A 15,847-nucleotide genomic window follows, 5' to 3' on the forward strand; every position below is an offset into this window, starting at 1 on the left:
TAATGCCTACGGCGAAACGGTTAATAAGTTAAAAGGTATTGGATCTTTTGACCGGACGATGATTACGCACTCCGACGCCTGGGTGATAGGCAAGGTCGGGGAAGAAGGTGGTTTTGACCTTGAAGAAAACGACAGTTTTCTCCCTTGGAGTTCTGTCAATAACTGTACGCGGGTTAAAAAATCACCAGTTGAACAAGCAGTTATTGAGCAGTTTGAACCGCTAGGGGTTGATCTTGATGATTATCTGCTAGGGGTTGTGATGAAAGGAGGGCGAATTTTGATACCAGACGGCCGAAGAGCCTGGTTATCAAATACAGATTTAGGCTGGCAGCTTCGTGTTGAGGAGATAATTACGGATGTTGGATGGGGTGACTGGTAATGCGTTTGGAAAACTTTAATTAATTGGAGGTAAATATGAGTGGTGCATTCGAGTCTGCTGACTTAAAATAGATCTGTATTTGATTAAGTAAAGTTAAACGCGTAAAGTCTTTTTAATGTAAAGTTTTGATTGTTTTTGCAAAAGAAAAAACTTTATGTCTAATTAAATACTAAGGATATGCGCATGATTTGTATTATTGATAAATTAAAGGATGTTACATGAGTCAAATTACCACTCAAACTTTAGCACTTCGTTTTCCCCTAAAGTCCAGACCGGTTGAGAGTTATAAGGTTTCTCCTAGGTCTTTTGGTAGTAATCGAAGTGGAGGAAGGAAGCATGCTGGTTGTGATTTATATGCTTCTGCGGGAACTGATATTCTATCTATGCTTGACGGGAAGGTTATTAATATTTATGACTTTTATCTGGGGACGAAAGCTATTGAAGTTGATCATGGAAAGTTTGTTGCTCGGTATGGTGAAATATCAAATGTTGCTAATGGAATAAAGATAGGCTCAAGCGTCAGTCGTGGTGATGTGATTGCAAAGGTAGGAACATTAAAATTTAAGAGTGGTCAAACTATGTCTATGCTGCATTTAGAGTTATACGACAAATCTAAAACGGGCTCTCTTACTGACCGAAATAACCTTCCTTATAAACGACGAGCTGATTTAATTGACCCTACACATTACCTCAATTCAGCTTTGACAAAGTAGGCTCAAATGAGACATATCTATTTATTTTCATTATTGTTCATTTTTGGCTGTGGCATAAATTCAAACGAATATGATAAAGCGAAATTACAAGAAAAACTTTCACCTTTAGAGTTTACTCCAACACACTTTCTTCGCGGAGATTTTAATGGAGACGGCTTATTGGATGAAGCAACTATCGTACAATATACTGGTGAATTTCGTGTGCCAATTAATGTAAATGAAAAACAGTATTGGGCAAAAAGTAAAAATAATAGTGGAATAGAGCAAACTTTAATTGTTGTTTTAGATGTTGCTAATGTTAATAGCACTATTTATGCCTTACATAGCGGTTTTTCTCGATTTAACACGCCATCTTTTTCACTTTTTTCTGTATCACCTAGTGATAAATCTGTAGCAGAGTTAGCTGCAGACGGTAATGTAATTGGTATTCCTTCAGAAGCAGGGATTGATGAGTTTATTTTCTTTAAAAACAATGAATTATTGCTTCATTCACCAGAAGAAATTCCATAAGAAGTAAACTTGGAAATTATGTATTGATATTCCATATTTCATTTGGTTGTTTTTAGCCCACATCCTCTTGCCTGGGCGCTAATGTCTTTATGTGCAATTCTTTCATTTTGATGTCGGAGTTGTAATAAAAAAGTGCCCAACAATCCTCAACTTGAGTTTTGATGAGAGCAGTCAAAATAGTGGTGTATCAGGTCTAATGAATGTAGTTAAAAACAGTCCTGACAAAACAGTAGCCGATCAAGTCGGACGTGTAATTTCTTCTGAAGTAAGCCAAACAGGATATTCTATCACGCAAGCTAATTGGGAATACTTCTACAAATCATTTGATGCCTTGAGCGAAATAAAACGTGAAAGGATATGGAATATAGCTGTACGTCAAGTTATGGCTCATTCTTCTCGACCTAATAAAGAGCGTATGTTCTGGAAAGCGATTGAGCAAGGGTGCAAGTTATAATGAGTTATAAAGTAATAGTTTTAATATTTAGTTTGCTTTGTGTTCTCCCTGCTCAAGCTCAAGATCCTGCAATCACTGCTTTTAAGCAATTGACGCATTCAATTACAGAGTTTGGAACCAAACTAAAAAAATGTAGATTAATCCGTAATGAAAATAAAATTTTAGCTGAAGATATCGCAAGGCTTAAAAGCATGCCGGAACATGCACTTCAGGCTCTTCCTTATTTGAACCAGCTTGCAACAAATAGGTGCACTCAGCCTGAACGTGGGCAGCTTGCAGAAATAATTCTAAACATTGAGTCATTAGAGTTAGCTCAGTCGAAGCCAAACTATGCTGCAATATATCAGGCCATGAATGCAATTAGAGAAATTGAATTTGATATATCACACTTAAACCCCTCTAAAGAATTTTTCAATTTAACTCAACAAGAACAAGATTTGCTATTAGAAATCGAATCGTTGAATAAGCCATTTGATGTGCTTGATGTTTTTGAACGAACTTCTCATTAAGTGCATCCTGCATATGAACATAAGTATTTGATAAAAGTAAACCTACTGTCTATTAATGAGGCATTGAGGCTGTCAGAAAAGTGTGTTTTTCTGACAATGGAGTAATTCTACAGCCTCATAAATTTTTATAAGGAAATTTAATGAACAATACGATTAACGAGTTACCTGAATCTAATCAAGAAGTAAGCTCGCTAAAAAAAGATCCTTCAGTTTTTGCGATTGTATTCTGGCTTTGTGTGGCATCAATTTGTGCTGGATTAATAATTACTATTGCAGAGTACTTACTTGATAAAGAGCTACCAAGCTCAGGCTTTATTTCAACAATCTTGCCAGCAATGGTTGTCGGGGCTCATTATGGTGGGAAAAGTGGAGAAATGATTACATCTAAGGCTAGGTGGCTTGCCATATTACTATGGGGGGCCGTGAGTTTCTTTGTATTTGGTGTGTTGATATTCATTTTCTATCCTTCCCTTTTCAATGAAATACCTAATGTTTGGTGGCTATATGCAGTATTTGCCGGTGCTATTATTTTATCTTTTGGAATAGCCTATATTGCGTTTCGCTCAGGAGAAAAAATGGGGATAAAAACATGGGAAAAGAAACAACAGCAAAAATTGACTCACTAATGAATTAAGTATTAAGAAAAAAGCCCACAAAATTGTGTTTTTTTTTGCCTGAAAGGTACCAAACAAGCTGCAAAATCGCTGTTGACTGTGTATAATTACAGGTGTTGTTTTAGACAGTTCTGGTTTGTTTTTCTCTATGTTTTCTAAGGGAAATTTATGTTCAATAACCCAAACATTCTGGTTCTTAACTATTCATCACTCATTCTATAAATAAGGAGTTTATATGCTAGTACGTTGCCCTGAATGTTTAGCTAAAGCGCGGATTGCCGCATCTGAGCAAATTACCAATAATACCCGTACATTATATTGCCAATGTTTGAGTTTGAACTGCAGTGCGACGTTTAATGCATCACTCACTTTTGAAGAAATAATTAGATCTCCCAAGCAGGGATCTTCTAAAGTTCTTTTCACGCAGCAGTCCGATCTTGCTAAGCAGCCTGGAAAGAGTGGTTCATTAGGCTGCGAAGCTAGAATGGCTTAAGCGTTAGTTCATTATTTACTGGTCTTCATAATTGTAGGACCGAAAATTCACTTATATAATTTTGCTGTAAGGGAGAGGTTCGCGAAGCGGCTCTCCTTTTGTTCCTTTAAGGGCTAACAGTTTCACTAGAAGAAAAGCGGGATTTAATAGCCGGCTGAATCTTTTTAAGCAGAGCAAGACCATCAAATTTAAGATGTTATCCCCCTGATAATACTCTTTTCAATGTCATTCTCCTGATCTTGTTTCCATTACCTAATAAGGCGGTATTCAAACCGATTTAAACTTAGAATTATTTAATTTTGGAAAAATCAGGTCATTAAACAAAAGATCCGCTAAATTTTTTTTTACGAAGAAATACGATCTTGGCAGGCTGCCAAATAAGATGAATTTATTTGAGGGAGAATCAGGCTGTACGGGCTTTGAGAGGTGGTTTTCTGCTTGTTGTCTTTCACGATCTTAGGATCGCGAATTTTCGTGTGCAATTTTAGTGTGGAGGGGGAGGTGTGCGAATTCTTTGGGATTTGGTCGCCTTGGTTGGTGACGTAGAGTGAGGATAATATGCATGTGAGAGCGTAAAGCTAAGGCGGGAAAATGGAACGGTGTCGCGTTTAATTATTGGATGACGGTAAACATCTGTACATGGCAGAGTTTCCCTATGGGATGAGCTTCTGATTAATGTCATGGCTGTAAGTATCAGTCTGGAAGTTATATTCGTTGGTATCGATTTACTGGTGGATACGAATACCTATTCGAAATTAATTGTTTGACTGGAAATATGAATGGTTATTATTTTAAATTGACAAAGATTACTGAAAGGTCAAATAAAGATTGAGGTAAATAGCCTTAATTGCTACATTTCATTTTTTTGATTAGTGAGTTATTTAGTTCAGATAAACTCGCTAAATACTAAACGGAATTAGTATGAAATACAGCATGTTTTTTAATGTATTCAATGCAAGCTCATCCATTACTCCCCGTTTATCTTAGTAATAAGCATCATCGATAAAGTTTTAGTGCCTGCGGTTTTGTTGTTTTTTTCATCTGATATTTTGTTAAGGCTTTGCGAGTTCCCCTCAATAAGCTAAATCAACAATCAAGTGTACTCATAAACAGAGTTGTTACAACACATTACTTGAATGACAGGTAATAAAGTGGCTATTAATAAATTTAAATATGGAAGTTGAGTTAATGAATATGAAAAACAGATGTATTAAAAAAACACAAAAGCATTGTTGTGTGCAGAGAGCAGAAATACATTTACGAAACGCTTTAAGTGCTGTGAAAACACTCCTTTTGTTAGTGTTGTTTAGTTCTGTGACCTCTACCAATGCGGCTTCACCAGAAGCCTACGTTTACGCCGTCAAAAAAGGTAATCCGTTAATCACAAATGACTCATTGCAAGTCAATACAATTACTCGCGGATTTGCAGCTAATCAGCCGTTTAAAGCTAAAACACAAGAAGTTTCAAAATCATTGTTTTTGGCGACGTTTAGAAGGGCGCTCGGGTTGTCACCTTACGGTACCGGATTAATGCTTGCGAATGATTATTTCATCAATGATGAAGGGGATATTGTACAGCGTGGTGGGCGTGTTATTCCTCAGGATTATAGAGGTAAATGGAGCGTTAGAACCCCTTGGCGTTGGACTTCATCAAAGGGAGGTACTTATGCTCGGTTTTTGATAGCAATAAGGGATAATAAGCCAGAGTTAGAGTCAACCTTGCATCCCATATTTAATGAGGCGGGTCTTTTAATCCGAATGGAATCAGACATCATTGATACTTGGAGGGCCGACTTTAATTTTGCGCCGGCTCAGGCAGAAGATTATGGGGTTCAAGAGGGCTCTCCTGTTTCAGATGCTGAGTTATATGAAACATTTCAAGATTACGTAAACTCAAATCCTAACATTAATCACAACGATGCTTTTTTAAATGCAGATGGCTCTGTCAATCAAGATTATTTCCCCAACCTGGATTATGCGTTTGATTTTAATCCTGAAAAAGACCTTAACGCTGCCGATGAAAATAGCTGTACAGTTAATCCGGTCAACATAGCTACAGGTAATAAGTTTTTCAGAATTACAGACTATGTCGATAACAGTAATCCGCTGTTAAAACTGGCGCGAACCTATGACTCTGCTGATGGCTTCTGGGTGTTTAACTCTGCTCTTAATCTTGCCTATCAAGCTGATGTGGATACCTATACTTTAACCTTTGCAAACGGCAGTAAAGGCAGTTTTGTTAAGCAGGGAGATAAGTGGGTACGTTATGAAAATAAAATTCAAGATTACCTAACCAAGACAACCAGCGGAGAAGTTATCTACCATGGTCCTGTGAATCACAATGTCACTTTTAACAGTGCAGGCCAGGTTATTACCGAACAGCAGGGTAATCACACTGTAGAATACAGTTATGCGGGTAATGATGATGTAATAATTACCGATCCGGTACGTCAACGTTCGTTAATTTTCTCTTTTGATAAACAGCTGAACACAACTAATATTACTCTGCCCAATCAGAAACAGGTCACTTACTTCTATGACAGTGAAGGCCGACTGACCAAGGTGAGTAATCAAGGTAAAGAAACCAGCTATCTACACGAAAATACTGCATTTCCTCACGCTATTACTAAGGTGATTGATGCCAATGATAAAACCTATAAAGAAATCACTTACTACCCCGATGGTCGCGTAAAAAGCAGCGCCTTAAATGCAGGTAATGAGTTAATAGCATTTGAGTACCCGGATGTTAACAACACCTTAACCACCAATGCTTTAGGTAAACAAACCACTTACACTTTTACTGATATTAAAGGCGTTAAGAAAGTCACCAAGGTACAGGGCCATGCCAGCGCCAATTGCCTAGCCGCCAACCAGAACTACGAGTATTACGATGACGGTCAGCTTAAATCGAAAACCGACTGGAAAGGCATTAAAACTGAGTTTGAATATAACGACCGCGGTTTAGAAAAACAGCGCACAGAAGCGGCCGGCACAAAGGATGAGCGTGTTATCACCACCACCTGGCATGACAAGTTTAACCTGCCGGAAACCGTGACTGTTGGGAATCAGGTAACCACCTACAGCTATGACACTAACGGACAGCTGAAGTCTAAAAAGCTTTCAAAGATTTAACCACACTTTAGTAATTTTGCCTTTAACAGGCAGTTAAGGATTAAAGCGCCTTACCCGGTAAGGTGCGTTGCAAACAAGGATTATGGAATGGAAACTGATTGCCTAGAAAAAGAAAGAAAAATCGGAGTGTATCGCGGGAGGGGAAGTAGATACTTAGCTGTATTTACTGCTCTTTTTTTTACTCTCAATTCTGTTGCAGGAGAGTTTTCTGATACTGGTGCTGATTCAATTCCCGCGACTGAATTAATCACAGGTGATTGTAACTATGGCAACCATTGGTATTATGGTATAACTTTTGATGCTTGTATCGCGATGCCAGATGCACATTATGATCCTTGGGATAAGCCTTTCATTATTGAAGATAGAGGTTGGTTTTTGGTCATTAAAGTATCGAGTGGCACCAATGTTGCCTCGATAAGTAAGAATGTATCTTTTACATGTGACAATTCTTTATACCCAAATTTAGAAGGTAATTTATGTTATGAGAACATATTACTTAACAATGAATGTACATCTCCTTTTGCAAAAAATGGAGAGCAATGCACCAAATCCTGCCCCCCAGAACTCCCTTTTCTTGATGTAATTAAAAACAGCGACGGCAGTTATTCCGGCAGTGGCAGGTGCCTAGCACCTAAAAAAACAAAAGAACCCCTCCAGCAGTGTAATGTCCCTACCTCGGATGCTAACCCTGTGCTGATATCTAACGGCACTAAAGTACAGTATGAAACACCTGATGTAGCTGGTGTTGGAGTTTTCCCTTTGAGTTTTTCCCGCAGCTACAACAGCCAGCGTAGTCTGGAGGCTCTGGAATTACGCCAAAGCATACAGCTAGGACTGCCTGCGGATAAATCGACCTGGACAACATATGTGCAGCCGGCAGATTATAAGGGGTTAAAAGCACAAAGAATTGACCGCTTAGAGTCTCAGCTGGTTAATGATGTTCGTACAGCCGGTTTTAAAAGCTGGTTACATAACTACAGCGGCCAATTAGACTCGTTTAATGATGGCGCTGCCGTGCGCTTATCCAGCAGTGCATTTGCAAACCGTGCTTTCACTAAACAAAGCGACGGCACTTATAAACCCGATAACCTGACGTCCGATACGCTGATTCGTGTAGTGGATAAATCCGGTGCTTTTAAACACTGGCTTTACCGTTCAGCTGACAACCAGCTGGAATATTACAATGCCCAGGGCTTGTTAACCCGCCGGGTTAATCGTGCCGGGTTGTCCCATCACCTTACATACGATGCCGATAATCAGCTGGACTTAGTGAAAGATGATGCCGGCAACCAGCTGGACTTTAACTTTGATAGACAGGGTAAGCTGTTAACGCTAGGGACTTCTAAAGGCGAGTTAATCACCTACGGTTACGACCAGTACGCGAACCTGGAAAGTGTGACGAAGAAACTGGCTTCAGGTAAAGAAACCGTGCGTATTTATCACTACGAAGATACCCGCCATCCTTATGCATTAACCGGCATTACCGATGAAAACAACGCCCGTTACGCAACCTGGGGATATGATGAGCTAGGGCGTGCAATTACTTCAAAACATGCTGATGATAATGAAAAAACGAGTTTTGATTTTGAAGCCAACAAAACCACGGTGACTAACCCGCTGGGTAAACAGACTATCTATCACTACAAGGATATTGCCGGGGCTAAACGTTTAGAGACGGTTGAAGGTGTGGCGACGGCTTCCTGCCTGGCAGCTAATCAAAACTATGAATACTACCCGGACGGCCAGCTTAAATCGAAAACCGACTGGAAAGGTATTAAAACTACGTTTAAGTATAACGACCGCGGTTTAGAAAAACAGCGCACTGAAGCGGCCGGCACAAAGGATGAGCGTGTTATCACCACCACCTGGCATGACAAGTTTAATCTGCCGGAAACCGTGACCGTGGGTAATCAGGTGACCACCTACAGCTATGACAGTAACGGGCAGCTACTGTCCAAAAAGCTTTCAAAGATTTAATCTCGTCATATTATTTTAAATTAAAAAGGAAATTACGAATTATGGAATAAAAAAATTAAACAACATGCAACTGGTCTATCTGCATTGAGGTGAATGCCTGAGGATGCAGTTATAAGGTGCACAATAATTTACGTCAAATAAAATTCAATGACATAACTTGTTGTTAGAAGAAAAAATAACACTACATTAATTAACTATTAATCAACAGCTTAAGGGGTTGGTTAAATCATAAAGGAATATATATATGCGCAATATTTTAATTGCATCCGTAATTTTATTAGTTTTTTCTGTTTCTAATAATGTAATGGCAGTTACACACAGCTGCAGTTGCGATATCACAAAAGTTTATGCTGGCTTTGGTGGTGCAGGGAATAGTACTAAATATAAAGTTGAGTGTGCTGATGGAAAAAGTTATTCATATGGATTGGTAGCGGATGAATTAGCCAAATCGAGACATTCGATTGCCTTAACATCTTTTGCGGCGAATAAAACGTTAGTTCTCGATTATTGGAGTCCTGACGGTGCATTATCATGTGAGGCTGCTAGTTCTGATTTTACGGAATACCCTGACGGCTTTTACATAAAGTAACAAATTAACTTGTTCAGTTGAGTGCAAAACGTATGTCGCTTTCAGAAAATCTGAAAAGCATGCTTTTTGCACAGTTATTTGTAGTATTGACAATGGTAAATGCAGTGTTCAAATCTACGATAATATTGCCCAGATGGCTAGCTTAAATCGAAAACCGACTGGAAAGGCATAACCACTACGTTTGAGTATAACGACCGCGGTTTAGAAGAGTTGCGCATAGAAGCGCTTGGTACAGATGATGAGCGTGTTATCTCCACCTGGTATGACATGTTTAATCTTCCGGAAACTGTGATTGTGGGGAGGCAGGTGACCACTTATCACTACGAGAGCAATGGATTGTTGGTCTCTAGAAAAACAGGGCATTTATAAATATAAAACGGAAGTTGAGTTAATAAATATGAAAAATGAAGAGTTTAAAAAAGAGAAGTGTGGAGGTGTTTTCTTGGGGCCGTTAGTTAGTTTAATTATCGCACTGATATTGACGTGGACCATACTGCAGCCAAGTAATGCAACAGCAGATGAAGTTCTTGGTGATTGCTCGGTTTCGGAATATTCGGGTTCTCATCCTGAATATTCGGGTTCTCTTTCGGGATATGATGTGACAAAAAACGAATGCGTTGGTTTTTACAGTCAGATACCCAATTTATGCGAAATAACAGACACTATAACCTTGCCAAACGGAGGGTATCAGTTCCGCGCCGTTTTTCTGCCCGCTGGAGGGAATGGAAATTGTTATCCAGGAAAGGGAAGAGCGTGGATTCGAGGCCAATGGGAGCCAGCAGAGCTATGCGACCCTTCATATAAGAGTAGCGGGCAATGTGTGTTGGACTGTCCTTATGGTCTTCAAGTTGGTAATACTAACCAATGTGCTCCAGAGCCACGAACTAGAGAAGAGTTAAACCGTGCAGATGAAGGCATTTGTACAAACAGACCTGTTAATATTGCAACGGGTAATAAATTTTTTAGAATCACAGACTACCTAGATAACAGCAATCCTCTGCTAAAAATAACAAGAACCTATGACTCTATTGATGGGGACTGGACTTTTAATTCATCTCTAAGCCTAAGTTATCATGAGGATGTAAGCACTTACATTTTAACCTTCGCAAACGGCAGTAAAGGCACTTTTGTTAAGCAAGGTGACAAGTGGATACGCTATGAAAATAAAATTCAAGATTACCTAATTCAAACAGTTGCGGGTGAAGTTATTTACCATGCTGCGGGTAACTACCAAGCTATCTTTAATGATGCTGGGCAAGTAAAAAGTGAGCAGCAAGGCAGCAATAAAGTTACTTATAGTTATGCTGCTAATGGTGACGTAACTATCACTGACCCAATTCGTACCCGCACTTTAACCATCACTTTTAACAAGTCGCTTAAAGCTTCCGTAATTAACCTGCCTAACCAAAAACAAGTTATCTATGCATATGATGATAAAGGACGTTTATTCAGCGTCAATAACCAAGATAAAGAAACCACTTATCTTTTTGAAGATGCGAACTTACCTAATGCTATTACTAAGGTGATTGATGCCAATGATAAAACCTATAAGGAAATTACTTATTATCCTGATGGGCGCGTAAAAACCAGCAGTCTTAACGCTGGTAACGAAGTGACTGGCTTCACTTATCCTGCAATCAACAAAACTACGACTACCAATGCATTAGGTAAACAAACCACCTACACCTTTACGGATATTAAAGGCGTTAAGAAAGTCACTAAGGTACAGGGCCATGCCAGCGCCAATTGCTTAGCAGCCAACCAGAACTACGAGTATTACGACGACGGTCAGCTTGAATCGAAAACCGACTGGAAAGGTATTAAAACTAAGTTTGAGTATAACGACCGCGGTTTAGAAAAACAGCGCACCGAAGCATCCGGCACAAAGGACGAGCGTGTTATCACCACCACCTGGCATGACAAGTTTAATCTGCCGAAAACCGTGACTGTTGGGAATCAAGTGACCACCTACAGCTATGACACTAACGGACAGTTGCTATCTAAAAAGCTTTCAAAGATTTAACCACACTTTATTAATTTTGCCTTTAAACAGGCAGTTAAGGATTAAAGCGCCTTACCCGGTAAGGCGCACTGCAAACAAGGATTATGGAATGAACAGAATAAAAACAGTCCTGCCGATAGGCTTGTCTGCCCTCGGCTTAGTGACTTCACTGGGTCTGTCGGCACAGACAGAAGACACCACTCCTTCTTTAGTGCCGATTATGATGGGCGACATTACAATATTTGTCCCGCTGGCGGCTGAAGTAACACCCGACCCGACTCCCGACCCTGAGCCTGAAACGCCCGACCCGGTCGACCCGCCGGTTATTGCCGAGGGTGAAACCGGCACCGGTTATAAATATGACAATCCCTTTGGTCTTGTTTCTGAAATTGACGGTCCGCGCAGCGATGCGCAGGATATCACCAGTTTTACTTATCAGGATAATACGGGGTATTTAGAGACGGTCACCAATGCACTGCAGCAGACAGTTAATTATGCCGACTACAATAGCCATGGTTTACCGGAAACCATTATTGATATTAACGGCTACCCGACCACCTTAACCTATCACGATGAAGGCTGGTTAAAAAGCAGTGAAAAAGGCGGGTTAACAACCAGCTATGAATACGACAACCTAGGCCAGGTACGTTTTGTGACTTCGCCGGGTAATAATGTCACTGAATTTATCTATAACGACGCACGCTATCTGCGCTTTATCAAGTACGCCAACGGTGTGCAGAAAGAGATGCAGTATGACAAGATGGGCAATGTTAAAGTGGTTCTCATCACGGCTCAGGGGAAAACCACCGTCGAAAGTAACTACGACTATGATGAACTCGGCCGTTTAACCGATGTGATATATACAAACAGTAAAACTTCGCACAAGTACGACCTGAACAATAATCCGGAAACTCAGGTTAACGGCTTTAACGCCACATCAACCAAAGAGTATGACAACCTTAACCGACTGGATAAATACATCGATGAAATCGGTGCCGTGATTGATTATGATTATAACGCACAGGACCAGCTGACCACGGTTACTGATGATAACGGCGGGAAAACGGTTTACGGTTACGACGGCTTAGGCCGTCTTGAAACCCTGACCAGCCCGGACACCGGCATCACTACTTATAAATATGATGATGCCGGCAACCCGACATACATCCATGATGCCCGCGGACAAGGCGTGGTACTGCAGTATGACGCACTGAACCGCCTGACAGAAAAACAGTATGAAGGCGCGCGCGATGAAGATGTTATTTTCACCTATGATGAAGGCAACAATGCCAAGGGGAAACTGAGCAGTATCAGCACCGGCAGTGCATCGGTGGGTTATGGTTATGATGCATTAGGCCGTTTAACCGACCAGACCAACACGCTTTACACCGAAAACAGCGGCGAGTTAAGCGGTGCTGTGGGTTACGGTTACGATACTGTATTAGGCTCGCTGGACAGCATTACCTACCCGTCAGGCATGAGCGTTTCTTACCAGACAAACAGTTATGGTGAAGTCACCAGTATCAGCCTGTCCGGAGGCGAATTCAACGGTCAGAGCATCGCCGGCAATATCAGCTACAACGTGGTGGGGAATATTGAAAACCTCACTTACGGTAACGATGTAAGACTTACCCGCGTCTTTGATGCTGACGGTCAGCCGAAAAGCCAGAATGTATCGGGTATCTGGGACTTAACCTACACCTACGATGAGAATCGTAATTTGTCGGATATTTTCAGTACAGAAAATGATAACGATAACCTGAGCTTCAGCTATTACTTTAACAACCGTCTGCACACGGCCACTGACAGCACAGACACCACGACATTTGAATATGACGGTGTGGGTAACCGCGAAACGCAAAGCAATCAGAGTATTAATGACCGTTACCAGTATGTCCTGCAGTCGAATCTGTTAGAGAAAGTGAATGCAGAGCGCGTTGAGTATGACGAAGTAGGTAATACAACAAGCTCACCACTGCGCGGTCAGACCTACAGCTATAACGCTGAAGGGCGTTTAAGCACCATGACCGGCATAGATGCACAAGCAAAGTACTTTTATAACGGCTTGAGCGAGCGTGTAATTAAGCAGGTGGGTGACGACACTTATCTGTACTTCTACAATACTGCCGGACAGCTGTTAGAAACGCAGCACTACCAGGGCGCAACGAAAGTCAGCAGTAAACAGATAATCTGGCTGGGAAGCCTGCCGCTGGCACAGGTGGAAAGCGGCAGTGATACAGTAGCACGTATTATCTATATTCATGCGGACCATCTGAACACGCCGCGTAAAGCGACGGACAGTAACGGTCAACTGGTCTGGCAGTGGCAGTCCGATGCATTCGGTAACGGAGCACCTGATGAAGATGTTAACCAGGACGAGACGTTAACTCAAATCGACCTGCGCTTCCCGGGACAGATTTATGATGCTGAATCTGGTCTGTATTACAACTACTACCGTTATTACGACCCGCAGTTAGGGCGTTACATTACTTCAGATCCGATAGGCCTGAACGGCGGCATTAATACATTTGCGTATGTTGGTGGTAATCCGGTTAATAGATTTGATGTATTGGGGCTCGATTGGTTAACTGTCCATGGAAGAAAAGGTGGGGGTGGTCTATTTGACGGGCATGCTTGGGTAACATTGACTCCTGAGGAAGGTTCACCGATAGTAATTGGAAATTTTCCAACTGGTCAAAGCGTTTTTGATGGTGGGCCAAGGTACGGCTATACTAGAAAACCTGATAGTTCATATACTTGGGATATTACTCCTGAACAATATAAAGACATACTGAATGCAATGGAAAAGCAAGGGTACAACATATATACAGATAACTGTACAGATAGGGTAGAAGAGGCCATAGATGTTATGAATATAAGTAGGCCAACATTCTCAAATGCTCTTGGAGTTTCTGATCCAAAGGTTTTAGTAAATTGGCTTCATCGTTTAAATAACCCGAAAGAAGAACAAAAGTTACCTATCTCTTGGAGCTTAAAGCAAGCACCATCTATTTAAAAAAGGGATACTTTAAATGAAAAATAATAGGGCCACTTTTATCTTTATAGCGTTAATTGTGGGAGTTATCGTTACGCTATTCTATTTTCCTCACTTCATGATGAATCATGCAGAAGATGGTATTGTAGATATGAAAATTTCACTTATGAGTGATGATGAAGAAAAAAGAGTTAATGGTATTCAAAATGATCAGGTAGATTATATCAAAGTTACTTCTGTTACAGATTTTGACGGGGAGTTGTTTGGAGTCTTATTGATTTTTAAAGACAACCTTATAATCGCTACAATTGAAATACCCAATTTTCATTCTCAAATGCCTGTTTCAGTTATGATTCCTGTTAGGGGGGATAACAAAGATTCACAGTTACTTTATTCATATAAGTGGAAGAGCCTCTATGTGAAGTAATTCTGGACATTTAATTTAGCGATAAGCAGCGTAAACATGTTTGGCAACTATTATCTCGTTCCCACGCTCTGCGTGGGAATGTTGCCCTGCAAAGTTTTTAAGCTAGAAACCTAAAAACCAAGGCAGGTTCAACTCAGCATGTAATAAAAAACCGTAATGACAAAAGTTATTACGGTTTTTTTATAACCGCCATTACACTGCGGTCATTTTGAAAGTACGCTGACAATGCTATTCCTTAAAATTAAATAACGAAGGCACCATTACTTTAATACATCTAAAAATGATATTTCACAACTACCACTCCTATTTGGCAATTGATCATCCGCGTCGAAATTAACGGTTTTCTCTGATGCTAAAGCCATATATGCAGCACTAACTATGTGTGTATGCTTTGCATCGATATATACACGATCAGTATTTGTACAATTTATATTTGACGGCCACGATATTGGTGTAGTAAACCAAAGTTCAACGCTATTATCATACGTTGTACCTGAATAATCACCAATGACCCTCACCTGTTTTATAATCTTATTCTCTATGTGAGCAGTTTGAGCTAATAAAGGGCTTGATAAAAACAATATTGAGGTAAGTAATACACTTTTGTACTTCTTCATTTAAACTCCAATCCTTATGAGATTTATAACAGCTTATTACACTGCATTTGTATATTTATTGAAATATGGCTGAGATTACTCGGTTTGAGATATATATCAAAGACAAATCATTATAGCTGTTGTGTTTTCGATGAAAAGGCGACAAGTTACCCTCTGTATCTGTATCTGTATCTGTATCTGTATCTGTATCTGTATCTGTATCTGTATCTGTATCTGTATCTGCATCTACTGCTTTCATTCAAAAGGATGTGCATTAAATTAATTGCGAGCATAAAAAGGTCAAAATAAATTGAAGTTCCTGGTTTGAGTTGCTACATTCCATTCTTTTGACTGGGGAGTCGTTATATTTAAATAAACCCACAAAAACCAAGCGGAATGAGGATTAAACAGGCCGCACATTTGATATGGCTGAATCCGTTACTTGTCTGTTAATCAC

14 protein-coding genes are annotated in these 15,847 nt (G+C 40.2%); 13 read left to right on the forward strand and 1 reads right to left on the reverse strand.

Annotation, left to right across the window (positions count from 1 at the left end; all coding sequences use genetic code 11):
• The 13 genes from G337_RS28925 to G337_RS0117085 all read left to right on the forward strand — a co-directional run.
• Positions 1-379 (forward strand): hypothetical protein (locus tag G337_RS28925; protein ID WP_028864974.1); only part of this gene is annotated, 379 nt, incomplete at its 5' end.
• Between the two features lie 218 nt (positions 380-597).
• Entirely contained in the window at positions 598-1,092 is a 495-nt protein-coding gene (locus tag G337_RS26485) for a M23 family metallopeptidase (protein ID WP_051303332.1), read from the forward strand.
• Positions 1,093-1,098: 6 nt separating this feature from the next.
• Complete coding sequence (locus tag G337_RS0117035) at positions 1,099-1,602, forward strand: hypothetical protein (protein WP_028864975.1); 504 nt, start codon at positions 1,099-1,101, stop codon at positions 1,600-1,602.
• A 196-nt stretch (positions 1,603-1,798) separates the two neighbouring features.
• On the forward strand, positions 1,799-2,056 hold the full coding sequence (locus tag G337_RS26490; protein WP_157619361.1) for a hypothetical protein: 258 nt from the start codon (positions 1,799-1,801) through the stop codon (positions 2,054-2,056).
• On the forward strand, positions 2,056-2,565 hold the full coding sequence (locus G337_RS0117045; protein WP_028864976.1) for a hypothetical protein: 510 nt from the start codon (positions 2,056-2,058) through the stop codon (positions 2,563-2,565). Before G337_RS26490 ends, G337_RS0117045 begins: the two co-directional genes overlap by 1 nt.
• Positions 2,566-2,705: 140 nt before the next feature.
• On the forward strand, positions 2,706-3,191 hold the full coding sequence (locus G337_RS0117050; RefSeq protein WP_028864977.1) for an ABZJ_00895 family protein: 486 nt from the start codon (positions 2,706-2,708) through the stop codon (positions 3,189-3,191).
• 223 nt (positions 3,192-3,414) lie between these two features.
• Positions 3,415-3,672 (forward strand): ogr/Delta-like zinc finger family protein, encoded by a 258-nt coding sequence (locus G337_RS27820; protein WP_051303336.1) that lies wholly within the window; start codon positions 3,415-3,417, stop codon positions 3,670-3,672.
• A gap of 1,314 nt (positions 3,673-4,986) precedes the next feature.
• Complete coding sequence (locus G337_RS27825; RefSeq protein WP_157619363.1) at positions 4,987-6,804, forward strand: RHS repeat domain-containing protein; 1,818 nt, start codon at positions 4,987-4,989, stop codon at positions 6,802-6,804.
• A gap of 87 nt (positions 6,805-6,891) precedes the next feature.
• Positions 6,892-8,781, forward strand: coding sequence for a DUF6531 domain-containing protein (locus G337_RS27830; RefSeq protein WP_051303340.1), 1,890 nt, complete (start codon positions 6,892-6,894; stop codon positions 8,779-8,781).
• Positions 8,782-9,025: 244 nt separating this feature from the next.
• Entirely contained in the window at positions 9,026-9,370 is a 345-nt protein-coding gene (locus tag G337_RS0117070; RefSeq protein WP_028864978.1) for a hypothetical protein, read from the forward strand.
• 331 nt (positions 9,371-9,701) lie between these two features.
• Positions 9,702-11,393 (forward strand): hypothetical protein, encoded by a 1,692-nt coding sequence (locus tag G337_RS27835; protein WP_157619365.1) that lies wholly within the window; start codon positions 9,702-9,704, stop codon positions 11,391-11,393.
• Between the two features lie 88 nt (positions 11,394-11,481).
• The gene (locus G337_RS0117080) at positions 11,482-14,388 is read left to right on the forward strand and encodes an RHS repeat-associated core domain-containing protein (protein ID WP_028864979.1); all 2,907 of its coding nucleotides are present in this window, start codon (positions 11,482-11,484) and stop codon (positions 14,386-14,388) included.
• A 16-nt stretch (positions 14,389-14,404) separates the two neighbouring features.
• Positions 14,405-14,794 carry a hypothetical protein gene (locus G337_RS0117085; protein WP_028864980.1) on the forward strand — a complete coding sequence of 130 codons (390 nt, stop codon included), beginning with the start codon at positions 14,405-14,407 and terminating at the stop codon, positions 14,792-14,794.
• A gap of 260 nt (positions 14,795-15,054) precedes the next feature.
• Here the strand turns inward: G337_RS0117085 and G337_RS0117090 are convergent, their stop codons facing one another.
• A complete protein-coding gene (locus G337_RS0117090) occupies positions 15,055-15,411 on the reverse strand; it encodes a hypothetical protein (protein WP_028864981.1) in 357 nt (118 codons plus the stop codon).
• Positions 15,412-15,847 lie beyond the last annotated feature (436 nt).

Origin of the sequence: Psychromonas aquimarina ATCC BAA-1526, assembly GCF_000428725.1 — a bacterium.
Classification (GTDB): Bacteria; Pseudomonadota; Gammaproteobacteria; order Enterobacterales; family Psychromonadaceae; genus Psychromonas; species Psychromonas aquimarina.

Bases quoted from the DNA above. Each gene is read 5' to 3' on its own strand.
- G337_RS26485 (WP_051303332.1), top strand. From the start codon at position 598: ATGAGTCAAATTACCACTCAAACTTTAGCACTTCGTTTTCCCCTAAAG.
- G337_RS0117035 (WP_028864975.1), top strand. From the start codon at position 1,099: ATGAGACATATCTATTTATTTTCATTATTGTTCATTTTTGGCTGTGGC.
- G337_RS26490 (WP_157619361.1), top strand. From the start codon at position 1,799: ATGAATGTAGTTAAAAACAGTCCTGACAAAACAGTAGCCGATCAAGTC.
- G337_RS0117045 (WP_028864976.1), top strand. From the start codon at position 2,056: ATGAGTTATAAAGTAATAGTTTTAATATTTAGTTTGCTTTGTGTTCTC.
- G337_RS0117050 (WP_028864977.1), top strand. From the start codon at position 2,706: ATGAACAATACGATTAACGAGTTACCTGAATCTAATCAAGAAGTAAGC.
- G337_RS27820 (WP_051303336.1), top strand. From the start codon at position 3,415: ATGCTAGTACGTTGCCCTGAATGTTTAGCTAAAGCGCGGATTGCCGCA.
- G337_RS27830 (WP_051303340.1), top strand. From the start codon at position 6,892: ATGGAAACTGATTGCCTAGAAAAAGAAAGAAAAATCGGAGTGTATCGC.
- G337_RS0117070 (WP_028864978.1), top strand. From the start codon at position 9,026: ATGCGCAATATTTTAATTGCATCCGTAATTTTATTAGTTTTTTCTGTT.
- G337_RS27835 (WP_157619365.1), top strand. From the start codon at position 9,702: ATGGATTGTTGGTCTCTAGAAAAACAGGGCATTTATAAATATAAAACG.
- G337_RS0117080 (WP_028864979.1), top strand. From the start codon at position 11,482: ATGAACAGAATAAAAACAGTCCTGCCGATAGGCTTGTCTGCCCTCGGC.
- G337_RS0117085 (WP_028864980.1), top strand. From the start codon at position 14,405: ATGAAAAATAATAGGGCCACTTTTATCTTTATAGCGTTAATTGTGGGA.
- G337_RS0117090 (WP_028864981.1), bottom strand. From the start codon at position 15,411: ATGAAGAAGTACAAAAGTGTATTACTTACCTCAATATTGTTTTTATCA.